This window comes from Gordonia sp. 11cp, from assembly GCF_057767225.1.
Genome location: NZ_CM173437.1, coordinates 3,728,961 through 3,753,280, shown reverse-complemented (window position 1 = coordinate 3,753,280; position 24,320 = coordinate 3,728,961). Strand labels below are relative to the sequence as shown.

At 69.8% G+C, this 24,320-nt stretch carries 14 protein-coding genes and 1 tRNA gene; 6 read left to right on the top strand and 9 right to left on the bottom strand.

The features are described 5' to 3' along the window. The first annotated feature begins 2 nt into the window (after window positions 1-2). The gene (locus tag AC3B6C_RS16785; RefSeq protein WP_488373530.1) at window positions 3-434 is read left to right on the top strand and encodes an SAM-dependent methyltransferase; all 432 of its coding nucleotides are present in this window, start codon (window positions 3-5) and stop codon (window positions 432-434) included. A gap of 12 nt (window positions 435-446) precedes the next feature. Here AC3B6C_RS16785 and AC3B6C_RS16780 read toward each other — a convergent pair whose 3' ends face one another. Further along, the gene (locus AC3B6C_RS16780; RefSeq protein WP_488376290.1) at window positions 447-1,319 is read right to left on the bottom strand and encodes an alpha/beta hydrolase; all 873 of its coding nucleotides are present in this window, start codon (window positions 1,317-1,319) and stop codon (window positions 447-449) included. A gap of 756 nt (window positions 1,320-2,075) precedes the next feature. Here AC3B6C_RS16780 and AC3B6C_RS16775 point away from each other — a divergent pair. Then, window positions 2,076-2,621, top strand: a complete 546-nt coding sequence (locus AC3B6C_RS16775) for a hypothetical protein (RefSeq protein WP_488373529.1) — start codon at window positions 2,076-2,078, stop codon at window positions 2,619-2,621. Window positions 2,622-2,830: 209 nt separating this feature from the next. Here the strand turns inward: AC3B6C_RS16775 and AC3B6C_RS16770 are convergent. From AC3B6C_RS16770 to AC3B6C_RS16755, 4 genes are all read right to left on the bottom strand, one after another. Next, window positions 2,831-2,906, bottom strand: a tRNA-Arg gene (locus AC3B6C_RS16770). Between the two features lie 56 nt (window positions 2,907-2,962). Further along, the gene (locus AC3B6C_RS16765; protein WP_488373528.1) at window positions 2,963-5,944 is read right to left on the bottom strand and encodes an AAA family ATPase; all 2,982 of its coding nucleotides are present in this window, start codon (window positions 5,942-5,944) and stop codon (window positions 2,963-2,965) included. Further along, complete coding sequence (locus AC3B6C_RS16760) at window positions 5,941-7,131, bottom strand: exonuclease SbcCD subunit D (protein ID WP_488373527.1); 1,191 nt, start codon at window positions 7,129-7,131, stop codon at window positions 5,941-5,943. The genes AC3B6C_RS16765 and AC3B6C_RS16760 overlap by 4 nt, the downstream gene beginning before the upstream one ends. 75 nt (window positions 7,132-7,206) lie before the next feature. Then, a complete protein-coding gene (locus tag AC3B6C_RS16755; protein ID WP_488373526.1) occupies window positions 7,207-8,739 on the bottom strand; it encodes an MFS transporter in 1,533 nt (510 codons plus the stop codon). Window positions 8,740-8,844: 105 nt separating this feature from the next. Here AC3B6C_RS16755 and AC3B6C_RS16750 point away from each other — a divergent pair, with 105 nt between their 5' ends. The 4 genes from AC3B6C_RS16750 to AC3B6C_RS16735 all read left to right on the top strand — a co-directional run bounded on the left by AC3B6C_RS16750 (window position 8,845) and on the right by AC3B6C_RS16735 (window position 18,622). Further along, window positions 8,845-9,939, top strand: coding sequence for a glutathione S-transferase family protein (locus AC3B6C_RS16750; RefSeq protein WP_488373525.1), 1,095 nt, complete (start codon window positions 8,845-8,847; stop codon window positions 9,937-9,939). Further along, window positions 9,936-10,694, top strand: coding sequence for a hypothetical protein (locus AC3B6C_RS16745; RefSeq protein WP_010842952.1), 759 nt, complete (start codon window positions 9,936-9,938; stop codon window positions 10,692-10,694). Before AC3B6C_RS16750 ends, AC3B6C_RS16745 begins: the two co-directional genes overlap by 4 nt. Continuing rightward, window positions 10,688-14,611: an ABC transporter ATP-binding protein gene (locus tag AC3B6C_RS16740; protein WP_488376289.1), complete on the top strand. Its 3,924-nt coding sequence runs from the start codon at window positions 10,688-10,690 to the stop codon at window positions 14,609-14,611. Before AC3B6C_RS16745 ends, AC3B6C_RS16740 begins: the two co-directional genes overlap by 7 nt. A 183-nt stretch (window positions 14,612-14,794) precedes the next feature. Beyond that, complete coding sequence (locus tag AC3B6C_RS16735) at window positions 14,795-18,622, top strand: multifunctional oxoglutarate decarboxylase/oxoglutarate dehydrogenase thiamine pyrophosphate-binding subunit/dihydrolipoyllysine-residue succinyltransferase subunit (protein WP_488358779.1); 3,828 nt, start codon at window positions 14,795-14,797, stop codon at window positions 18,620-18,622. An 80-nt stretch (window positions 18,623-18,702) separates the two neighbouring features. Here the strand turns inward: AC3B6C_RS16735 and AC3B6C_RS16730 are convergent, their stop codons facing one another. From AC3B6C_RS16730 to AC3B6C_RS16715, 4 genes are read right to left on the bottom strand one after another with little or no spacing between them, the layout of a single operon-like run. Beyond that, window positions 18,703-20,001: a glycosyltransferase gene (locus tag AC3B6C_RS16730; RefSeq protein ID WP_488373523.1), complete on the bottom strand. Its 1,299-nt coding sequence runs from the start codon at window positions 19,999-20,001 to the stop codon at window positions 18,703-18,705. Then, complete coding sequence (locus tag AC3B6C_RS16725; protein ID WP_055475011.1) at window positions 19,998-21,365, bottom strand: hypothetical protein; 1,368 nt, start codon at window positions 21,363-21,365, stop codon at window positions 19,998-20,000. Before AC3B6C_RS16725 ends, AC3B6C_RS16730 begins: the two co-directional genes overlap by 4 nt. 32 nt (window positions 21,366-21,397) lie before the next feature. Continuing rightward, complete coding sequence (locus AC3B6C_RS16720; protein WP_488373521.1) at window positions 21,398-22,876, bottom strand: hypothetical protein; 1,479 nt, start codon at window positions 22,874-22,876, stop codon at window positions 21,398-21,400. Next, window positions 22,873-24,240 (bottom strand): glycosyltransferase, encoded by a 1,368-nt coding sequence (locus AC3B6C_RS16715; protein WP_488373520.1) that lies wholly within the window; start codon window positions 24,238-24,240, stop codon window positions 22,873-22,875. Before AC3B6C_RS16715 ends, AC3B6C_RS16720 begins: the two co-directional genes overlap by 4 nt. Window positions 24,241-24,320 lie beyond the last annotated feature (80 nt).

The following is a 24,320-nucleotide window of genomic DNA, read 5'->3' as shown; positions in this document are numbered from 1 at the left end:
ACGTGCTCTCACCACGACTCGCCGCCGCGGTCGACGCACTGCCCCTGACCCCCGGTCTGCGAGTCCTCGAGATCGGCTGCGGGCCCGGGGCAGCGGCACGCGAGGTGGCGCGGCGCGTGGGCCCCGACGGATTCGTGCTGGGCATCGACCGGTCGTCGCGGGCCGTGAGCGCCGCGCGTCGTACCGCGCTCGCCGACGGGCTGCGCCCGGACCGGCTCGACTTCGAATGCGGCGCGATCGAGGACTTCGTACTGGGCGACCGCATCCCGTTCGACGTGGCCTTCGCGCTGCGGGTCGGCGCTCTCGACGGTCGACACCCCGAGCTCTACGACGCGGCCGTGCAGGCCGTGGCCCGTGCGCTGCGCCCCGGCGGCGAGCTGTTCGTGGACGGCGGTGACCCGTTGCGGCGTATCGGGTTACCGACGGATCATTGATATCGCGTTCGGTCAGTCATGCGCGAGCGCACGTCGGACGGCGTCGCATTGCCTGGCGAAAAAGTCCTGTGCGATCGATGTTCGGGGCGCGACGATGTCGAATCCGTGAAATGCGCCGCACACCTCGTCGACCTGGCACTCGACCCCCGCCGTGCGAAGGCGGTCGGCGTAGCCACGGTCCTCGGTGGCGAACAGGTCGAGGGTGCCGACCCCGATCCACGCGGGCGGCAACCCCGCGAGGTCGGTACGTCGCGCCGGGACCGCCTCCCCGGTGTCGGCGCCACCCAGATAGCTCGACCACCCGAAGACGTTGGCCGAGGCGTTCCAGAGTCGGTGCCGCGGATCGGGTTTGCGGGTTCGGTCGTCGAGCATCGGGTAGGTCAAGAGCTGCAACCGCAGCTCCACCCCTTCATCGCGTGCGCGAAAGGCCAGTGCCGCTGCCAGTCCCCCGCCGGCGCTGTTGCCGCCGATCGCGATCCGGGTCGCGTCGATGTCTGGCTGGTCGATCATCCACCGCAGGGCGTCCAGACAGTCCTCGATCGCCGCCGGATACGGATGCTCCGGCGCGAGGCGGTAGTCGACGGACACCACCTCGATTCCGACACGTTCGGACATCGCTCGCGCCCAGCGATCGTCCTGGGCGGCACTGCCCATGACATAGCCGCCGCCATGAATCCACAGAAGTCCGGGCAGACGTCCCGACGAGTGTGCCGGACGAAAGACCCGCACCTCGACGCCGCTCGGCGTGGTCGCGGTGGTGACGGGCGTCCGGCCGTTGCGCACTCGGGAAAGCCGTCGGACAACGGGGAGCGTGCGTCGCGACACGATCTGTGCGGGCGCGATCAGCGCCAGCCTGCGCAGGTCCGGCGCGAAGTCGTTGCGCATTCTCCAGCGGTTCAGCACAACGTGGAGACTATTCGCCCACGGTGGCCTGTGCGCGGAGATCGTCGCGATTCGTCTGGACACCGTGTCATCTCTGAGCGGCGTCGCGTGCCGGTGGATGGAGGCGCCAGGACGAATGTTTCGTCATGTCAGTAGGTTTCAATCACATCATCATCGGCGCACACGATCCTCAATGATCCGCCGACCTCTACCTCGACGTACTCGGTGCTCGACCGGCTCCCCGCTGGGGCCGTTCGTCAACATTCTCGTCGAGGACGACACGCTGTTGCAGTTCGCACCGGCACCGGTCGCGGAGCCAATACACATGGCCTTTCTCATGGACGACGCCGACTTCGATCGCGGGTCCGACGCCTGGTGTCGTCGAGGCATCGAACACCTGGGCCGATCCGCAGGCGCCGCTCTGGCGAACCTCGACCGGCGACGGCCGGCGCCTGTACTTCGAGGACCTGTCGGGCCAGTTACTGGGAACCTCACCAAAACGTACGTGTGACGGCCCGGCGTCCACAGCCGATCCGTTCAGCATTAGGTATCGGTATTCGATACCTAATTCTGAACACTCGTCTTGCGTGCGCCTCCGCTGACCCTTACAAAGCGTGCAGACGAGTTAGCAGGCTTCACGCTGCACACGGCACCAACGTGCGGCCGCAGGTGCCTCTGTGCTGACGACCTGGCTTCAACCGGCAGCATTGATGCCAAGGGTGTACGCCGCTGTCAGACCTCCCCGATACCGTCCAACGCATGGAATCGGTATCGAAGTTGCTCGGCTACATCCCGCTAAAGGTCGGCGTCAACGGCGCCGCCGCCGTCGTAGTCGTGCTGATGTTCATAAGCATCGACCGCGGTATGTCTTCGTCGGTATTGCAAACAATCGGGGCCGGAGTCAGCCACATTGGCGTTTCTGAGAGCTGGACGTCCACTGCTCACGCGGAACTCACCGGGGACGCGTGGGGCTGGTACTTATTCGGCCTTTCGCTAGCAGTATTGGTGGGCACGGTATTCGGAGTTGCTACCGCAGTTCACTGGCAGGACGGGGTCCGAGCTCCCTCATTGAGCTGGGGAACATACATCGCGATAGTTGCAGCTGGAGGGGTAACTGAGATTCTGGGGCCTTGGGGGTTCGTTGCATCAGCTGGCCTCATGGGCGCCGTCGGACTCCTCGCTGCTCGGGCTCAAAGCGACCGCGAGTTGATTGCGGTCGGATTCTGTCCGCTCTACGTCCCGTTCTGCGTGCTGTTTCAACTTGCACGCCCACGATTTCACCCGCGAGTGGACGACTATCTCTAGCTCAGAACAGTTCATGCGCCGATGGTGACAAGGCCGGTAACCCTCGCCGGTTCCAGCTCCGCTGCGCCAGTGGATCGAACCAACCCAGCAGATCTTGCCGACTGCTCGACCCGTCCGATCACCTCGGCTAGCAACAGGAAGCGCCACTTGAGATCATGTGCGCCGGTTGTAACCGGCGCTTCTGATCCCAAGTGGCGCTTCTGCTGCAATGGTGCCCCCGGCAGGATTCGAACCTGCGGCCTTCTGCTCCGGAGGCAGACGCTCTATCCCCTGAGCTACGGGGGCTCATCGGGCGGGACTCAGCCTAGCGCACGGTCCGGCCGGCAGCCCAATCGGGCAGCTCACGACACGCCGAGGGGGCTCTGCACGCGCACCGACGACCCGTGCTCGCCGCGCAAGACGTGCAGCTGGGCCGGGATTCGCGCCCGGAGTTCGTCGACGTGGCTCACGACGCCGACGACGCGCCCACCGGTCCGCAGATCGTCGAGGACGCCCATCACGAGGTCGAGCGCCTCGGGATCGAGGGTGCCGAATCCCTCGTCGATGAAGATGGTGTCGAGCACCCGTCCGCCCGACTCCGCGGAGACGACGTCGGCGAGTCCGAGCGCGAGAGCCAGCGACGCGAAGAACGTCTCCCCGCCCGACAACGTCGTCGTCGCGCGGAGCGCGCCGGTGTACTCGTCGCGCACCTCGATGCCCAGGCCACCGCGCCGGCCCCGGACACCAGCCGCGTCGGTGTGGACGAACTCGTAACGACCCGAGGACATCTCACGGAGCCGGCCGGACGCGGCGACTAGGACCTCGTCGAGGCGTGCGGCCAGCACATACGACCGCAGCGACATCCGCCGAGAATTCTGTCCGCGTCCGCTGACCAGTTCGGCCAGTCCCTGGAGTTCGGCGTGGCGTTCCTGCATCGGCGCCAGCGCGTCGAGAGCCGCCCAGAACTGGGTGACGTACTCCTCCAGACCGGTGGCCTGTCGAGCGGTGACGGCGTGTTCCTTCGCCGCGGTCTCGAGGCGCCGGCGAGCGGCCTCACGCTCCACCGTCAGCCGTTCGAGATCCGGCTCGGGGGCCGACATCGCGGCCCGCACGTCGTCGTCGGCGAGGGTCTCCTCCGCCGCGGCGCGCAGACTCGCCGCCTCCTGCAACATCGTGTCCCACGCCGCGATCTGGGTGTCCGGGGCGAACGCCGCGCGAACCGCGGCGAGATCGTCGAAACCGGCATCGAGGCAGGCCGCGGACAGCCGGGCCGTTGCTCCGGCGACCCGGTCCCGCGCACGCGCGGCCTCCTGCCGGGCGTCGCGGAGACGACGTGTACGGCGAACCAGTTCGGCGAGTTCGCGGCGGCGCTCGGCGACGCCTCCGCGCCCGCCGGTCGCTTCGCGAACCGCGGAATCGAGCTCGGTGAGGTTCTGCCGCAACGAGTTCAGGCGCTCGCGCCGGGCGGACTGGGCCGACTCGGTGTCGGCGATGGTGGTGCGCCACGCGTCGATCTCGGCGTCGACCCGATCGACGGCCTTCTGCAGTGCAGGCACTCGTGACGCGGCACGCTCGGCGGCCGCGAGATCGGCGCTCACCCGGGCCAGGTCGGCGTCGACGGCCTCGGGGTCGGCGCCGCCGATGACGGCGTCGAGATGCACGCGACGCTCGCCGAGTGCGGCTACCGCGGACTGGGCGATGGCCTTGATCGCACTCGCACGCTCTTCGGCTTCGGCCGCCTCTTCTTCATCGGCGACCGTCTCGACGGGGCCCGCGGCGGTGGCGGGCCGCGGGTGTGCGACCGAACCGCACACGACGCACTCCTCCCCGTCGACGAGCTCGCCGGCCAGCTCCACCGCCATCCCGGCGAGGCGACGCTCCCGCGCGTCGAGCACCCGCTCACGGGCGGCGGCATGAGCATCGCGGGCGTCGAGCAGCTCCTTCTCGGCGGCGACGAGCCGGACCAGCACCTCGTCCCGGTCGGTCATGGCGTCGCGGACACGGCGGAGTCCGTCACGCTCGGCCCGCAGCTTCGGGGCCTGCAGGCGAAGGTCCTCGGCCGCCCGCAGCGCGCCGGCGGCCTCGGCACGCCGACCCGGCGCGGCCTCGAGCGACTCCCGTGTCCGCGCGACCCGGCGTTCGGCGTCGGAGATGGTGGCATCGAGTGCATCGATCTCGGTGACCAGCGCAGGCCGCTGTGCGATCCGCTCGGCAAGCGGTTCCCAGCGCCCCGATTCCTCGGTCCAGCGGTCGATCGCCGCATCCAGGAGCGCGTCGAGGTCCTCGTCCGTGTCGACGGCACACAGGATCTCGCCCTCCGGCAACCGGCCCAGTTCGGCGCGGGCACCCGCAACGGCCTGCTCTGCGACCGTCAGATCGCGCACCGCACGATCGGAGTCGTCGGCGAGCGGAATGATCGGTGCGGCCCGCAGAGCGAGGCGGCGTGCCCGGCCCGCGGCCGCAAGCGCCTGCTCACCCTCGGCAAGCCGGGCGAGGCGCTCGGTGGCCGCGCGGCCCCGGCGACGCAGCTCGGCGAGCCGGCTCCCGCTCTCGTACGCGGCCTGGGCCTGGTCTGCCGCGGCCTGCGCCGCACTCGATTCGACGAGGGTGCGTTCCGCGGCCACCCGCGCACGCTCGAGACATTCCTGCGCCCAGTCGAAGTCGGGCTCGGCGATCGGCTCGGCACCGCCGACCGCAACGATCTGGCCGGCGATCCGGTCGAGCACCGCGGTCTGATCGGTCAGCGTGGCCGCGCTCTCCCGAGACCTGTCGCGCAGCCACTCCTCGAGGTCACCGAATCGTTCGGTGTCGAACAGCCTCTCCAGCAACGCTTCCCGCTCGTCGGAGTGCGCCCGCAGAAACCGCGCGAAGTCGCCCTGGGGCAGCAGCACGACCTGGAAGAACTGGTCGGCGCTCATGCCCAGCAGCCGTACCACCGCGTCACCGATCTCGGGGATACGGGTCAGGTCGGGCCCCGACCCGTCGACCCACGTCAGCGTCGCTCGAGCGTTCACCCTGCGGGTGCCGTCCCCGCGCTTCTTGGGTCGCTCGTGCTCGGGCGAGCGCGTGATCCGGAGCCGCCGGGACGCGATCGTCGCCTCCAGCTCGACCTCCGGGACCTCGTCGGCCGCTGCGTGATCCGAATGCAGTCGCCGGTTGACGTCGCGCACGCCCGGGACCCTCCCGAACAGCGCGAAGGCGACGGCATCGAGGACCGTGGTCTTACCCGCGCCGGTCTGTCCGTGCAACAGGAACAGTCCGTCACCGCCGAGGTCGTCGAAGTCGACGGTGATCTCCTCGGCGAACGGACCGAACGCACGGACGCGCAAGCGGTGCAGCCTCATGCGGACTCCGCGATGATCGCCTCGATGTCGAAGAGGGTCAGTTCGGCGGCGTCGGACTCGGGTTCGCCGACGACGGCGCGGAGTGCGCGCTCGAGGAGAACCCGCTCCCCCTTCGTCGGTTCGTCGCGCACGTCGGAGATGAACGAGGCGACGATCTCGGCGTCGGTGCGCCCACGCACACGGGACCGGTAGTCGACGCCGATGCCGGAGTGCGGACGCTCCCACTGCACATGGACCGCGAAGGGGAAACGCTCGCGTAGGCGTCGCATCGCGTCGGTGGGGCGGACCGGGTCGGTCAGCGTCACCTCGACATAGTGGTCCTGCGCCTCACCGAACCGGTCGTCGGTCAGCAGATCGGCGAGAACGCCGGTGAGAGAACTGAGTTCGCGGACGACGGGCAGCTCGTGGGCCCGGACCTCGGCGACACCGCCGGCGTCGAGATCGACCACCAGCGCCGCCTTGCGATGGGTTCGTTCGCCGAAGGAGTACGGCAGCAGCGAACCGCTGTAGCGGACGGTGTCGGTGACGCGCTGCGGTGAGTGCAGATGCCCGAGCGCGACGTAGTCGGCACCCGAGAACGTCTCGGCGGGAACGGTTTCGACACCGCCCACACTGATCGAACGCTCCGATCCGGAGGCCGCGGCCCCGCTGACGAAGGCGTGCGCCACCACCACGGACCGCACCCGGCGGGCGGCTAGGTCGGCACGGACCCTCGCCATCGCGGCGTCGAGCACGGCGGTGTGGCCGCCGACCGACTCGACGCCGAGGTGGCGGCGGGCGGTGTCGGGTTCGAGATACGGGATGCCGTAGATCGCGACGTCTCCGTGGGTGTCCGCGAGCACGACCGGCCGGTCGATGTCGGCGATCGAGGTCCGAAGGTGCAGTCCGCCGGCGGCCGCGAACCCGGAGCCGGCACCGAGGCGGGTGGGCGAATCGTGATTGCCCGACGTGACGACGATCTGCGCTCCCGCAGCGGCGATCTCGGCCAGCCCCTCGTCGTAGACCCGGACCGCGTCCGCGGACGGGACCGACCGGTCGTAGACGTCCCCGGCGACGATCACGACGTCCGCGGACTCCGCGGCGACGAGCTCGGCCAGGTGGGACAGCGCGCGGCGCTGGTCGGCGAGCAGCTCGACCCCGTGGAACGTCCGGCCCAGGTGCCAGTCGGAGGTGTGCACGATGCGCATGGGCGCAACCTTACGGTCGGGTCCCGACAGATCGTGGGACGCGCGCTCTCGACGACCCGGACCCCGGGACGCGGGTCACCGCCGCCCGGCGTCGGTGGCCACGGCCTGCGGGTCGACGACCTGCGGTGGGACGTTCTGGTGCGCGGGACGGACGAAGAAGAACGTCGCGACGACACCGATCAGCAGCGCGGCTGCCGGTAGGTACAGCGACTGGCCCATCGCGGTGGCGAAGCCCTCGCGGAGGAACTCCGGCAGCTGGCCCGTCCCGCCGTCCTGCGCGTTCTCGGCGTCGACCCCGGGCAGCTCGGCCGCGAGCCGGGTCTGCAGGAGCGCCCCGATCATGGCCGACCCCAACACCGAGCCGATGACCCGCAGCGTGTTGTACACACCGGCACCGGCGCCGGCCTGGTGCCACGGCAGGTTGCGCGTGGCCGTCGCCGCCAGCGGCGCCCAGATGCCGGCCGAGGCGACACCCATCAGGCACAGCGGGACGACGATCAGCCAGACCGGGGTCTCCGGACGCGCTACGAAGCCCAGCCACGCGATGGCGATCGCATTCAGCAACAACGCCGAGGAGACGATCGTGCGTGGATGGACGCGGTCGACCATCCGACCCACGAACGGGGCCAGGACGCCGGTCAGCACGGCCATGGGTACCAGGACGACCGCCGACTCGGTCGGCGACATCCCGCCGACGAGCTGGAGGAAGAAGGTCAGCGGGATCATCAACCCCGACACCGCGAAACCCATCGAGGCGATGCCGATCGTCGACAGCGAGAAGTTGCGGTCGCGGAACAGTGACAACGGGAGCAGCGGCTCCGTGCGAATCCGGGACTGCCAGTAGACGAAGACCCCGAGGATCACCAGACCACCGACGATGAGGAGCCAGATCCAGGCGTCCCAATCGAAGGTCTCGCCTTCCTGGATGCCGAACACCAGCGCGGACAGACCGACGGCGGACAGCGCGACGCCGATCCAGTCGAACTGGTGGTCGTTGGTCTCGACCCGGGGGACGAGAACGGCGGCGAGGACGAGGCCGACGACGCCGACCGGCAGGTTGATGAAGAAGATCCACTCCCAGCCGAACGCGTCGGTCAGGACACCGCCGAGCAGCGGTCCGACGAGTGTCGCGACACCGGCGACGGTGCCCCACACACCCATTGCCGCTCCGCGCTTCTCGGCCGGGAAGATGCGCGTGATGAGCGCCATCGTCTGCGGGGTGATGAGGGCTGCGCCGACACCCTGCAGGGCGCGCGCCCCGATCAACTCACCGATCGACGACGACAGTCCGCACCAGAGACTGGCGACGGTGAACACCGCGAGACCGATCTGATACATCGTCTTGGGACCGAACTTGTCGCCCAGGCGGCCGGTGATCAGCAGTGGCACCGCGTAGGTGAGCAGGTACGCGCTGGTGACCCAGACGACGCCGTTGACGTTCGTGTCGAGATCGGCCTGGATGCGCGGCTGCGCGACCGCCACGATCGTCATGTCGACGAGGATCATGAAGAAGCCCACGCAGAGCGCCAGCATCGCGGCCCACGGTCGGGTCGTGACCATCTCGTCGGTACCCGCGTTCTCGCCGCGGGTGGCGTCGCTCGATCGCATTTCCCCGATGCTAGACCTGTCCGTTTCAGCCACGACCCGCACGACGGGGGGGTCCGGCGCCGCAGCTCGCCGTGTATGTCACGGCGGATCATTACTGTGGAACCCATGAGCACCGAGACCGATCACAGCACCGGGTCCGCGTCCGACCCGAGCGCGGCATCGACGAGCGAACAGGGTTCGTACGTGATGACCGGCGAGGAGTTCGTCCGGGACACGAAGTACATCGAGACCCGCATCACCGCCGACGGCCGGGACGGCTATCCGGTGGAGGCCGGCCGGTACCGGCTCGTCGCCGCCCGGGCGTGCCCGTGGGCCAACCGGACACTCATCGTCCGGCGGCTCCTCGGACTCGAGGACGCCATCTCACTCGGTCTCTGCGGTCCCACCCACGACAAGGACTCGTGGACCTTCGATCTCGACCCCGGCGGCGTGGACCCGGTGCTGCAGATCCCCCGGCTCAAGGACGCCTACGAGAAGCGGATCCCCGGCTATCCCAAGGGGATCACCGTGCCCGCGATCGTCGACGTGCCGACCGGGGCGGTCGTCACCAACGACTTCCCGCAGATCACCATCGACTTCTCCCTGGAATGGACCGCCTTCCACCGCGACGGCGCGCCGGAGCTCTACCCCGAGCGTCTGCGCGACGAGATCGACGAGGTGAGCCACGGTGTCTACACCGAGGTCAACAACGGCGTGTACCGGTGTGGATTCGCCGGCAGCCAGGAGGCCTACGACGCGGCCTACGACCGGTTGTTCACCAAACTCGACGAGCTGTCGGACCGATTGTCGACGCAGCGCTACCTCGTCGGCGACACCATCACCGAGGCGGACGTGCGCCTGTTCACCACGCTGGCGCGGTTCGACGCGGTCTACCACGGCCACTTCAAATGCAACCGCAGCAAGTTGAGCGAGATGCCGGTCCTGTGGGCCTACGCCCGGGATCTGTTCCAGACACCCGGCTTCGGCGACACCACCGACTTCACGCAGATCAAGCAGCACTACTACATCGTCCACACCGATGTGAACCCCACGCAGATCGTGCCCAAGGGCCCGGACCTGCGCGGCTGGCTCACCGCGCATCATCGCGAAGACCTCGGTGGACGCCCGTTCGGCGACGGCACACCCCCTGGCCCCCCACGACCCGCCGAGGTCGTGCCCGAAGAGGATTGGGTACCCCAGAGCATGAGAGACCGGACATGAAAGACAAGTCGACACAAGGGGTCTCGACGAACAAGGGCCGCACGCCACCCGGCAAGGCGGTCGAGGTGACCGGCGGACTCCTGGACCGTGCGCAGCGACTGCAGGCGCCTGCGGTGAAGAAGTACGTGGACTCGCTGCGACGGAAATACCCCGACGACTCACCCGCGCAGATCGTCGAGCGGCTCGAGAAGCGCTATCTGAACGCGGTCACCGGGTCCGGCAGCGCGGTCGGCGCGGCCGCCGCAGTGCCCGGGGTCGGCACGATGACCGCGTTCGGAGCGATGACCGGCGACACGGCGTTCTTCCTCGAGGCGTCGGCCCTGCTGGCGCTGTCGATCGCCGAGGTGCACGGCATCCCGGTGCACGAGTCCGACCGCCGCAAGGCACTCGTCATGACCGTCGCGCTCGGCGAAGAGGGCGTGCTGGCACTCGGCCGGGTGGTCGGCACCGGCGGCGGCGCGCTGCGCAGGCTCGGCGGCGCGGCTCTGCCGTCCGGAGCGATCACCAAACTGAACAAGACCCTGGTGAACAAGCTCGTACGGAAGTACGCGATCCGGCGGGCGCCGCTGATCTTCGGCAAGCTGATGCCCGCGGGCATCGGTGCGGTCATCGGCGGCGCGGGCAGTCGCGCCCTGGGCCGCAAGGTGGTGCACAACGCTCGCGAGGCCTTCGGACCTGCTCCCCGTGCATGGGTCATCGACGTCGACTTCACCGAGACCCCGACCCCGGATCCGCTCCCGCCCGGTTCGTGGTGATCGCGGCGTCCCCACCGCCCACTCCGTCCGCGGCGGCGCCCGGCTGGATTCGACGGCTCGTCGGCGAATCGTGGCGATACCGGCGCGTCGTCGTCATCACGATGACCGTGACCCTGATCGCGGTCGGGGTCGACGTGCTCATGCCGCTCCTCACGAAGGCCGCGATCGACCATGCCACCGGCGTCGTCGACGACGGTCTGTCACTGCGGACGATCATCGTCGCGTTGGTCGTTTTCGCGACCGTTCGCTACGCCTGCCATGTCGGCCGGCGGGTGTTCGCCGGACGACTGGCCGTGAGCGTCCAGAACTCGCTGCGACTCCGGCTGCTCGACACCCTGCTGCACCTCGACGGGCGCAGCCAGCACCAGATCCGCACCGGTCAGATCGTGTCCCGGTCCATCACCGACATCCAGGTCGTGCAGAGCCTGCTCGCCATGGCGCCGCTGTCGCTTGGCGCCGCGGTGCAGATGGTCGTGGCGCTGGCGATCATGGCCTATCTGTCGCCGCTGCTGACCGGGGTGGCACTGCTGATCGTCCCGCTGATCGCCGTCGAGGTGTGGCGGACACGGCGTCGCCTGTTCGCCGCGACCTGGTCGGCCCAGCAGTCCGCGGCCGATGTGGCCCAGCACGTCGAGGAGACCGTCACCGGCGTCCGGGTCGTGAAGGGCTTCGGACAGGAAGAGCGCGCCGTCGACGACCTCGTCACCCGGTGCCGGACGGTGTTCGCGCGCCGACTACGGGCCGCGCGGATCAACTCGCGGTTCGCCCCGACGCTGGCCGCCATCCCGCAACTGGGCACGGTCGGGGTGATCGTGGCGGGTGGGTACCTCACGATGACCGGCGCGATCACCGCCGGCACCTTCCTCGCGTTCAGCACCTACGTCGCCACCATGACGGGCATCGCACGCCTCCTGACGAACCTCGTCGTCAACGCGCAACTGGCTCGCGCGGCGGTCGAACGCGTCTACGACGTCATCGACCACCCCCACGATCCGGGCGACACGGCCACCGGCTCACTGCCCGACGGGCCCCTGGGCGTCGAACTGGCCGGCGTGGCGTTCGCCCACCACACACACGACGCCGACGACCCGCCCGCTGTCCTGTCCGGGATCGACCTCCGGATAGAACCGGGCGAGTGTGTGGCGATCGTGGGTCCCCCCGGTTCCGGCAAATCGACCATCGCCGACCTGGTCAGCCGGTTCGAACGCCCCGACACCGGGACGATCTCCCTGCTCGGTGCGAGCACCGGAGACGACGCGGTCCGGACCCGGCACCCCATCGACGAACTGGCACCCGACGCCCTCCATCGGGCCGTCGCCGTGGTCTTCGACGAGCCGTTCCTGTTCTCGGACACCATCACCGCCAACATCGCCATGGGCCCGGGCGCGGCGGACCCCGATGCCGCCGACCGGGTGCGGGCGGCGGCCACCGCCGCCGACGCCGCAGAATTCATCGACGCGCTCCCCGACGGGTACGACACCGTCATCGGCGAGCGCGGACTCACCCTGTCGGGCGGCCAGCGCCAGCGCATCGCCCTGGCGCGGGCGCTCTTCGCCGATCCCCGCGTTCTCGTGCTCGACGATGCGACGTCCGCGGTGGACGCGACCACCGAGTCCCGCATCCTGGGCGAATTGCGCAACCGGCAGGCCACGATGCTCGTCCTCGCTCATCGCCGGTCCACGCTCGTTCTCGCCGATCGCGTCGCCGTGCTCGACGACGGCCGGATCACCGCGCTGGGGACGCTCGCCGAGCTCGAGGCGACCTCACCGCGATTCCGCGAGCTGATGTCGAGCCCCGCGCACACGGCCCCCGACGGCCACACGGGACCAACCGCGGTCGCCGACACCGCGCCACCGTTGCGCGGGCCGACCGCGGCCGACCTCGAAAACCTCTGGCCGAGTGTCGAATCCGATTCCGCCGAGGTCACGGCCCGGACGTCGGTCCCGGCCGGGGCGGGCTCGCGGACCGGTCGCGGCGGCGGCGTCGCCAGCGCCCTCGGTTCGATGCCGGCCACACCCGAACTCCAGGCGTCGGTGGATGCCCTCCCGCCCGCGGTGGAGCGACCCGAGGTCGACGTCGACGCCGCTCGGCGCGAGAACCCGGTGTTCACCCTGCGCGGACTCCTCGCGCCGGTCCGGTGGCTGCTCGCCGCCGCGTTGCTGGCCATCGCCGTCGACACCCTCGTCGGTCTGGCCTTCCCGAGCATCGCGCGGGCGGTCATCGACGCGACGGGCCACGCCGAACGGTCGACGCTGGTGTGGGCCGCGCTCGGCGGGGTCGGGCTCGTGGGCGTCGGCTGGGTCGCCGCGAAGTCGATGACCATCACCTCGACCACGGCGGGCGAGCGCGTGCTGTTCGGACTGCGGATCCGCAGCTACGCCCACATCCAGCGGCTGGGACTCGACTACTACGAGCGGGAGCTGTCGGGTCGGATCATGACGCGCATGACGACCGACATCGACGCCTTGTCGACGTTCCTGCAGACGGGGCTCACCTCGGCGATCGTGGCGGTGCTGACCCTCGTCGGCGTCGGGGTCGCACTCCTGGTGACCGGTCCCCTGCTCGGATTGCTGGTGCTACCCGTCTTCCCGCTACTGATCGCCGCGACGATCGTCTTCCGCCGCGTCGCGAGTCGGGCGTACACGCGCTCACGCGAACTGATCAGTGTCGTCAACGCCGACTTCCAGGAGAACATCGCCGGCATCAAGACCACCCAGACCTACCTGCGCACCGACAGCGCCCAGACGCGGTTCGCCCGGCGCTCGGCGGAATGGGTCGAGGCCCGGATGGTGTCGCAGCGGGCGATCGCGACCTACTTTCCGCTGATCCAGCTCATGTCCGACATCGCCACCGCGATCGCGCTCGGCGTCGGCGCCGGTCAGGTGGCGTCGGGCTCGCTCTCGGCGGGCACGCTCGTGGCCTTCGTCCTCTATCTGACGATGCTCTTCGGCCCGGTGCAGCAGCTGTCGCAGGTCTTCGACGGCTACCAGCAGGCGGCGGTGGGTCTCCGGCGCATCGGCGACCTCCTGCGCACGCCGAGCTCGTTGCGCACCTCGGCGCGGGCCGAGTCCCCACCGGACACCGGGTTCGACGGCGTCGTCGACTTCGACCGGGTCGGATTCCGCTACGAGGGCTCCTCGACGGACGCGCTGTCCGGCGTCGACCTGCACATCCCGGCCGGGTCGTCCCTGGCTCTGGTCGGCCGGACCGGTGCCGGGAAGTCGACGATCGTCAAACTCCTGGCCCGCTTCTACGATCCGACCTCCGGGAGCGTCGTCGTCGACGGCACCGACATCGGCGACTACGACCTCGCGGGCTACCGCCGCCGTCTCGGTCTCGTCCCGCAGGAGCCGCACCTGTTCACCGGCACGGTCGCCGAGAACATCGCCTACGGCCGGCCCGGTGCCGATCGGGTCGCCATCGTCGACGCCGCGGCCGCGGTCGGCGCGCTGCGCATGATCGCCGCCCTCCCCGGTCGGATGAACCACCCGATCGGCGAACGCGGCCAGGGGCTGAGTTCAGGGCAGCGCCAGCTCATCGCGCTCGCGCGAGCCGAACTCGTCGAACCCGACCTGCTGCTGCTCGACGAGGCGACCGCGACCCTCGACCAGGCGACCGAGGCCCAGGTGCTCGCCGCCGGGCGCGCGGTGACGCGGCACCGCACCTCCGTGATCGTCGCGCACCGGCTGGCGACCGCCGCCCGCGCCGATGCCATCGCGGTGGTCGACGGTGGGCGGATCGTCGAGCTCGGAACACACGAGGAGTTGCTGGCGTTGGGAAAGAGGTACCGCGGCTTCTGGGATGCCGGTGTCGATCCCGACGAGCCGGCGGTGCCCGACACCGATGCACCGGCTCCGACCAGCGCACGGACCGCCGCTGTGACGGTCACGCGGGCCACCTCGGAACTGACTCCGTAGTAACAGGTCGGTCAGCGCGAGCGAGTCGGCGACGCGTAGCATCGTCAGGTGGTTCACCGATAGTCTCCACAAGAGACGACGCGTGGCAGAGAACCCGGCACCTTCAGGGAATTGAGGCGAGATACCGCTGTGAGCAGCAGTTCGATTTCAGACTTCGGACAGAACACGTGGCTGGTCGAGGAAATGTACCAGCAGTACAAAGAAGACCCGAACTCGGTCGATCCGAGTTGGCACGAACTACTGAAGAATTACGAGCCCGGCGACAACGGTAGCCCCGCCGCGTCCGCCTCTCCGCCCTCGAAGTCCGTAAAGCCCTCCGCCACAACGTCTTCCGCCACAACGGCGTCGACTTCCGCCTCGTCTTCGACAACGGGTTCGTCGACCAACGGGTCCGCCCGCAGCAACTCCGCACCTGCCGCCGAAGCCGCGCCGCGCAAACAGGTCACCCTGGATCAGACCCCCGCCCGCACCGCGCCGCGCAAGCCTGCCCCCGCCAAGGAGTCGACCGCGACGAAGGCCGCATCCGGCCACAGCGTCGCCAGCCGCGACGGTTCGGCGCGTTCGCAGCCCAAGCAGACCAAGCCGGAGGCGGGCAAGGCGTCCGCCGCGCAGAAGTCCGAGAGCACCGACAGCACCAAGGTGTTGCGCGGTCCCGCCGCGGCCATCGCGAAGAACATGGCGTTGTCGCTGGAGATCCCGACGGCCACCAGCGTCCGGGCCGTGCCGGCCAAGGCGATGATCGACAACCGCATCGTCGTCAACAACCACCTCGCGCGCACCCGTGGCGGCAAGATCAGCTTCACCCACATCCTGGGCTACGCGATCGTGCAGGCCATCAAGGCGTTCCCGAACATGAACCGGCACTACGCCGAGATCGACGGCAAGCCGAACGTCGTCACGCCCGCGCACACCAACCTGGGCCTGGCGATCGACCTGGTCGGCAAGGACGGCAACCGGACGCTCGTCGTCGCCGCGATCAAACAGTGCGAGACCATGGGTTTCGCCGAGTTCTACACCGCATACCAGGACATCGTCCGCCGCGCGCGTGACGGCAAGCTCGGCGCCGACGACTTCTCCGGGGTCACCATCTCGCTGACCAACCCGGGCACCATCGGCACCGTGCACTCGGTGCCGCGCCTGATGAAGGGTCAGGGCGCGATCATCGGCGCCGGCGCGATGGAGTACCCGGCCGAGTTCCAGGGTGCGAGCGAGGAGCAGATCGCCGAGCTCGGCGTCGGCAAGCTCATGACGCTGACGTCGACCTACGATCACCGGATCATCCAGGGCGCGGAGTCGGGCGACTTCCTGCGCACGATCCACGAGCTGCTGATCGACGACGCGTTCTACGACGAGATCTTCACCGCGTTCCACGTCCCCTACGAGCCGGTCCGCTGGCGTCGCGACCTGCCCGCCGGTCTGGTCGACAAGAGCACCCGTGTGCTCGAGCTGATCGCCGCCTATCGCAGCCGCGGGCACCTGATGGCCGACATCGATCCGCTCATGATGGACAGCGATGCGCGCAGCAGCCATCCGGATCTGGACATCCAGAACTACGGCCTGACCCTGTGGGACCTCGATCGCAGCTTCAAAGTCGGCGGATTCCACGGCCAGGAGAAGATGAAGCTGCGGGACGTGTTGTCGATCCTGCGGGACGCGTACTGCCGGCACGTCGGTGTCGAGTACACCCACATCCTCGAACCCGAGCAGCAGAAGTGGCTGCAGGAACGGGTCGAGATCAAGCACGTCAAGCCGCCGGTCGGCGAGCAGAAGTACATCCTGAGCAAGCTCAACGCCGCCGAGGCGTTCGAGACCTTCCTGCAGACCAAGTACGTCGGGCAGAAGCGCTTCTCGCTCGAAGGCGCCGAGTCGGTCATCCCGATGATGGACGCGGTGATCGACCAGAGCGCCGAGCACAGTCTCTCCGAGGTCGTCATCGGCATGCCGCACCGCGGCCGCCTGAACGTGCTCGCCAACATCGTCGGCAAGCCGTACTCGAAGATCTTCAGCGAGTTCGAGGGCAACCTGAACCCGTCGCAGGCGCACGGTTCCGGTGACGTGAAGTACCACCTCGGCGCCGAGGGCAAGTACTACCAGATGTTCGGCGACAACGAGATCAACGTCTCGCTGACCGCCAACCCCAGCCACCTGGAGGCCGTCGACCCGGTCCTCGAAGGTCTGGTCCGCGCCAAGCAGGACCTCATGGACGAGGACGATCGCTTCCCGATCCTTCCGCTCATGCTGCACGGTGATGCCGCGTTCGCCGGTCAGGGCGTGGTCGCCGAGACCCTGAACATGGCGATGTTGCCCGGTTACCGCACCGGCGGCACCGTGCACATCGTGGTCAACAACCAGGTCGGGTTCACCACCGCGCCCGAGCACTCGCGCTCCACCGAGTACTGCACCGACGTCGCGAAGATGATCGGTGCGCCGATCTTCCACGTGAACGGCGACGACCCCGAGGCCTGCGTCTGGGCCGCCAAGCTCGCCGTCGACTATCGCCAGGCGTACCACAAGGACGTCGTCATCGACCTCGTCTGCTTCCGTCGCCGCGGGCACAACGAGGGCGACGACCCGTCGATGACTCAGCCGGCGATGTACGAGGTCATCGACACCAAGCGCGGCGTCCGCAAGAGCTACACCGAAGCCCTGATCGGTCGCGGTGACATCTCGACGAAGGAGGCCGAGGACGCCCTGCGCGACTACCAGGGTCAGCTCGAGCGGGTCTTCAACGAGGTCAAGGAACTCGAGAAGTTCAGCGTCGAGCCGTCTCCGTCGATCCAGGCCGATCAGACCCTGCCGACCAAGCTGGTGACCGCCGTCGACAACAAGACGCTGGAGCTCATCGGCGACGCCTTCGTCAACGTCCCCGACGGCTTCACCCCGCATCCGCGCGTCAAGCCGGTGCTGGAGCGGCGTGCCGAGGCCGCCCGCAAGGGCAACATCGACTGGGCCTTCGCCGAGTTGCTGGCGTTCGGCTCGCTGGTCATGGAGGGACGCACCGTCCGGCTGTCCGGCCAGGACTCGCGTCGCGGCACGTTCACGCAGCGTCACTCGGTACTCATCGACCGTTCGACCGGTAAGGAGTACACGCCGCTCAACCATCTGCAGCCCGCCGGTGAGGAGAACGACGCCGAGAGCAACGGCGGCCGGTTCATGGTCTACGACTCGCCGCTCTCCGAGTTCGCGATCGTCGGCTTCGAGTACGGCTACTCGGTCGGCAACCCCGATGCACTCGTGGTGTGGGAGGGTCAGTTCGGCGACTTCGTCAACGGCGCGCAGTCCATCATCGACGAGTTCATCTCGTCGGGTGAGGCCAAGTGGGGCCAGCTCTCCGACGTCGTGCTGCTGCTGCCGCACGGCCACGAGGGACAGGGACCCGACCACACCTCGGGACGCATCGAGCGGTTCCTACAGCTCTGTGCTGAGGGTTCGATGACGGTCGCACTGCCGTCGACGCCGGCGAGCTACTTCCACCTGCTGCGCCGCCACGTGCTCGACGGCATCAGCCGCCCGCTCATCGTCTTCACCCCGAAGTCGATGCTGCGCAACAAGGCCGCCGTCAGTCCGGTGGAGGACTTCACCGAGGACAAGTTCCGGTCGGTCATCGACGACCCGCGCTTCGAGAAAGACGGCGCCGATCGCAGCAAGGTGAAGCGGGTGCTGCTGGTGAGCGGCAAGCTCTACTACGAGCTCGCCGCCCGCCGCGACAAGGAGAAGCGCGAGGACATCGCCGTCGTACGCATCGAGCAGCTCTACCCGGTGCCGCACCGCCGGCTCCGCAAGACGCTCGAGCAGTACGGCAACGCGACCGAGTTCCGGTGGGTTCAGGAAGAGCCCGCCAACCAGGGCCCGTGGCCGTTCCTCGGTCTCTGGCTGCCCGAGGTGCTGCCGGACCTGCTCGGCGGTCTGCGCCGGGTGTCGCGCCGCGCGATGTCGGCACCGTCGTCGGGTTCGAGCAAGGTCCACGCGGTCGAGCAGCAGGAGATCCTCGACGAGGCCTTCGGCGAGTAGCCAGTACGACTGTCGTCACCGCGGCCACCGACCCAGAGGGTCGGTGGCCGCGGCCGTTGTGGCCCCGATCGTCTCGACGCCTATCGCAACCGGGACTCACAGATGTCGGCAGCGGCGGCGACGGCCTTGTCGGGGGATGTCATCCGCCGTGCGAAAGCGGCAGCCGCCGAACGGGTCTCGGCGGCGAGCACCGTGGCCAGACCCGCGTGCGCGTCGTCGTCGGTGAAGGTGGACAGCCGCACGGCCGCACCCACCCGCAGGGCCCGGACCCGTTCGCCCCAGAACGGTTGATCGGCGGTGACCGCACAGACGAGGGTCGGAAGTCCGGCTCGCAGGCTCGCCGCGGTGGTCCCGGCGCCGCCGTGATGGACCGCCGCGACGCAGCGAGGCAGGACCGACGCGTGGTCGACGCCCGCGGTGTGGAAGACATCGGGGTCGTCGGGATCGATCCCGGTCGCGTCTCCCATCGCGATCAGGCAGCGCACCCCGTGGGCGCGCGCGGCGGCGCGCCAGCGTGCGATCACCGTCTTCGGCTCGAGGATCGGCATACTGCCGAAGGTGAGGAACACCGGCGGTTCGCCCGCATCCAGCCAGCGGGCGAGTCCGGTGGCATCGGCTCCGATCTCCCCGATCCCCGCCCGGCTCGCCGCCGGCAGGTCGAAGAACCCGACGAGGGGTTTGCGATCATCCCACTCCGCCGCCAGGCCCGGGACCATCTCCGGGTCGTAGGCCTGGATCTGCGGGATCCGGTCGGCACCCAGTCGCCGCGGCAGCGGGCGGCGGCTCGGGGGAAGCCCGATCCGGCGCCGGAAGCGATTCTCGTTCCATCCGGTCGCGATCCAGGTCAGGCGATCGGCGATACGCCAGGATCGGCGCTTCCACGCCGGCGACCACCGCTCGGTGAGACCGGGCACGGCGCCGATGAGTCCGTTCTCCGACATCGGGCCGAATCTCAGCACGGCCAGTGGGATGTCGAGACGTTCGGCCACCGCCACCACGCGGTCCTGGCAGAGCGGCGCGGCGACGAGGAGATCGGCGTCGTGCAGCGGCGCGGTCTCCGGCACGAACAGCCGCTCGAGGTCGGTGTCGAGGGCGTCGAATCCGCCACGGACGGTCCGCAGCGCGAACGCCGCGCGCGCCACCGGGTTACGGTTGCCGCGCGCCGACCGCGCATCGTCCGACGACCACGCAGCGTCGGAGTCGAGACCGATCTCGTGGACGTCGCCCACACCGGTGGCCCGTGCGAGGCCGGCCAGGTTCGGCGGGACGAGGACGCTCACGCGATGCCCGCGCATCAGGAGTTCGAGGGCCAGGCAGATACCCGGCTGGATGTCGCCGCGGCTGCCGTACAGGACGATCGAGACGTGGTGCGCCGTCACCAGAATCGGTGTCCGATCCGCCAGGCGGTCAGCTCGTCGGCGATGAGGGTGCGCAACCGCCCGGGGTCGCCGAAGTCGTCGGGGTCGATACCGAAGAACGTGAGCGTGACCGTGTCGCCGTAGGTGACCGCCCATGCGGCGATCGCCGGACCCCGCACCCGCCGTTCCTGCGCGGGCATGCCCTGCATCACCGCGCGGATGGCGAACCGGGACGCCGTGCGGTCGCCGATGCGCAACGCCGAGTCCGGCGTCGTCCCCAGATTGGACACGGTCGTGTCGGGTCCGGGGATGGCACGCATCATCCGGCCGATGAGTCGCTTCGGAAGCATCCGGACGATCGGCTGCAGATTGTCGGCGGCCTGATCGGCCCCGGACTCGGCGTAGTCGACGAAGGCCTGCTTGCTCGACGCCCGGATGCCGGCGAGGTCGGTGCCCGGCTCGACGGGATCGGCGAGCCGAATCCACACGCCGCCCGACGCATTGGCGCGGTTGTCCTCGTCGCCGTCCCTCTTGCTGACCGCGATGCACACCCTCATCGGGCCGTCGAGCGGACGGCCCGAGCGGTGCACGATCCCGGCGAGGAGCGCGGTGAACAACGAGTTCTGAGTGCCACCGTGCTCGGCGGCGCGTGCTGCCCACTCGGTTGCCGAGACGTCGACGGTGGCCAGCGTCGTGTCCGGGTCGGGCGCGGACCGCACCCTCCTCGGCCGGTCGGCACGCGCGGATCGCGGAGCGGTTCCGGTGCCGGCGGCCCGTGCCGTGCGCGCCTCACGGATCAGGATCCGCACCGATCGCGCGGCTGCGCGCACCGAGGCGGCGGCGTCGGCGGCGTCGGCGCGCACGGTGTCCCAGGAGCGTTCACTCCCCGCGGCGGGAAGCCCGGCGGCCCGGCCCGCGGCCGCGTCCGCCACCAGTCGATACAGACCGTGGCCGTCGGTGATCATGTGCGAGGCGAGCAACGACACCGCCCGGCCACCGCCTCGGATCCGTGCCGAGTCGAGCTGCCAGCCCGACCCTCGCACCGGATCGAGACGACTCGCGCGGAGCACCGAATCCGCCCATGCCCCGACGTCGTCGGCGTCGACGACCTCCACCGGCCCGGCCTGCACCGGAAGAGGCGACCGTACCCAGCGGTGGCGGGCGAAGGGGACCCGACGCCGGGCCACCGCACGGTGCAGCGGTCCGGCCGCGAGTCCGGCCCGTAGCGAGTCGATCGCCTCGTCCCCCGGATCGTCATCGAAGATCCAGGTGATCTGGATGGGGGCACCCATCCCGAACAGTTCCGCGACGAGGAGATAGGACTCGTCGGGACCCGTCACGCGGAGCACCTCGGTGGGCCGGGTCTCGGTCGCCGTTGCCGTCACGTGTTCTCCTCTGCATCACGGGGTCTCATGGGTCACCAGATCTCATGGGGCAGTCCCCACGCCGTCAGTTCACGGTCGAGCAGGTCCGCGACCCGGGCGTCGGAGGAGAAACTGGTCTCGTCACAGCCCAGCACGGTGAAGGTCACCTGGTCCCGGGTGCGGACCAGCCACGACTGGACACCGTCGCCGAACCGCTGCCCCGCCGAGGCGTCGACGCCCTGTGCCATCCCGCGGAAGGCGACCTTGCGCGCCGACCTGCCCCCCAGCACCGTCGCCGCCGGCGGCACGTCACCGAGGTTGGAGATGACCGCGTCGGGAATACCGTTGCCCGCGCTGACGATCTTGACGATCACCGCGGGCGGCAGGAACCAGGCCAGCGGTCGCAGGTGGATGTGCGGGGCACGCCGGCCCTCCGACAGGCGGACGAATGCCGCCTTGCACGTCGCCCGGATGCCGCCCAGATCGCCACCGGCGACCGGCTCCTCGGTGAGATACACCGAGACGCCGGCGATCGGGTTGGACCGGGTGTCCTCCTCGCTCTCGCGACGGTCGACCGGCACTCCGACCTTGATCGGGTTCGGCAGCGGCGCATGGCCACTCGACCGCAGTAGACCGCTGACCACGGCGATGAACAGGGTGTTGGCGGTGCCATCGTGTTCCGCGGCGACCCGGTCGAAGTCCGCCGCCGGGACGGTCGCCGTCGCCCAGGTGAACTCGGCGGCGGGCGAGCGTTCGGCGATCGGGGCGCGAACCGGGCGGGGGTCGGGTTCGGGGCCGCCGGCCTTGCGCTGTTCGAGCGCCGCCCGCGCGAGCCCGGTGACGACCGCGACGGCTTGTGATCCGGCGTCCACGAGGTCACCGACCCGCCGGCGACGCCACGAGACCGGCGGGAGGGGCGTCACGCCGGTCGCTGCGGTCGCGGGACCCGACACCGGGTTCAGCGGAACCTCCGACGCTGAGGCGGCCTCGGCCGCGGCCGCGAGCATGCCGCGGCCGTCGGTGACCACGTGCAGCGTGCACAGGGAGACCACGGTGCCGCCGCCCGCGATGGGAACCGACCGCAGCCGCCAGCACCGGCCACCCTCGGCGTCGAGGGGCACCGAGGACATCTCGGCGGTCGCCCACTCGTCGATCTCCGCGTCCGACACCGGCCGGCTGTCGGCGGCCAGTCCGGGTGCGTCGGGCGCATCGACCCACCGGGGACGCGCACCGACGACATCCGGTACGGCGAGCATGCGGTTCAGCCGCCCCCGAGCCAGGGCCGCGTTCATCGCGGTCAGTGCCTCGATCGGGACCTCGTCGTCGAACACCCAGACCAGCTGGAGCACGACCGACCATCCGAGGGCCGGCGTGACGAACCAGAACGGGGCGTCTTCGGAGGTGAGGCGGTCGCCTCGGAGAGCCGAGCTCTGCGCGCGCAGCCGCGCCGTGATGCCGCGCAGGCCCCGATCTCCCGCCGCCGGCGGGTCGGCCTCGGGTCGTCCTGTCACGGGCGACGGCATCGTCGTCATACGTCCACCTTCGTTTCGCTGTGCATCTGCGGTCCCCGCGTACTCGGTTCCCTCATGCACGAGCTTGTCACCGAACTCTCGACCGCGTGTACGGCGTCCGCCAGAGCCACGTCCTCGGCCACCAAGACGTCCCGCAGCCGCGCGGCGCGCTCGGCCACCGCGGGGTCGAGCATCGCCGCGACGGCGTCGCACAGCCGATCCACGTCCAGGTCGCGTCCCGCGCGGGCCATCGGCATCGACACGCCGACACCCAGTCGTTCGAGTTCGGCTCCCCAGAACGGCTGGTCCGCGCCGTACCAGCAGATGACCGACGGCCGGCCCGCGCGCAGCACGGCCGCGGTGGTCCCGGCGCCGCCGTGGTGGACCACGACCGCGCACCGGCCGAAGACCGTGCGGTGGTCGACCTGGGACTCGATGCGCACCGCGTCGGACTCGGCGCCGGTGCGCACCTCCGCACTCAGTTCGGTCCAGCCCGCACACACCAGGACACGTCGGCCGAGCCGGCGGCCGAGTTCCGCGACGACGCGGAGGGTGCTCTCCTCTCCCCGCAACGGCATGCTGCCGAAACCCACGTAGATCGGGGCGTCACCGCCGTCGAGCCAAGACGCGAGCGCGTCGGACCCGGCGACCGGGTGCTCCCCCGGCAACCCGAGGAACCCCACCGAGGGTCGAGGACGCGCCGCCGTGTCGGCGATCCACCTCTGGTCGTCGTGCACCCCGAACATAGGGTCGTAGGCCTGCAACTCCAGACCCGCCGCCGCACGGAGTCGAGCGGTGTAGGGCCGCGATGTCCCGGTCGAACCCAGTTCGGCGCGCAGGCGACGCTCGCGTCGTCTGGTGAGGACGCCGAACGCGGCGTCGTAGGCCGCCCACTGCGCACGAACGGCGCGCGGGCCACCCGGGAGGTGACCGGGTACGGGGCCGACGCGGCTGTTGCGGCGCACCGGGGCGTGGTGCAGCGACAGCAGCGGAACCCCGGCGGACTCGGCGAAGGCGAGTGCGGGCTGTTCGGTGATCAGCCCGCTCACGATGACGTCCGCGCCGTCGACGACGCCGGTCATGTCGGAGACGAGGTCCTCCCACCCGGCGTTCCGCAGCGACAGGAACACACGCAGCCGACGCAGCGGGTGACGACCCGCCTGCTCGCGAGCCCGCGCCACCGATTCGAGGTGGGCGCGGGTGTCCTGGCCGAGGGGCACGACCTCGAGCCGCGCGATCGCGTCCGCCCAGCCCCGGGCCGGCCGCACCATGTTGGGCGGGACCCCGAGACGCACGTCGTGCCCGCGCCGCGCGAGTGCGGTCGCAAGCAGCGTCGCCGGCTGGACGTCCCCGCGGGTCCCGTTGATGACGAACGAGATTCTCATGACACGGCCCCGGTGATCCCGGTCTCCGGCCGCGCGGCGCGGTGGCCGGCCGTGTTTAGAATCGGTCGCCCATCTGACCA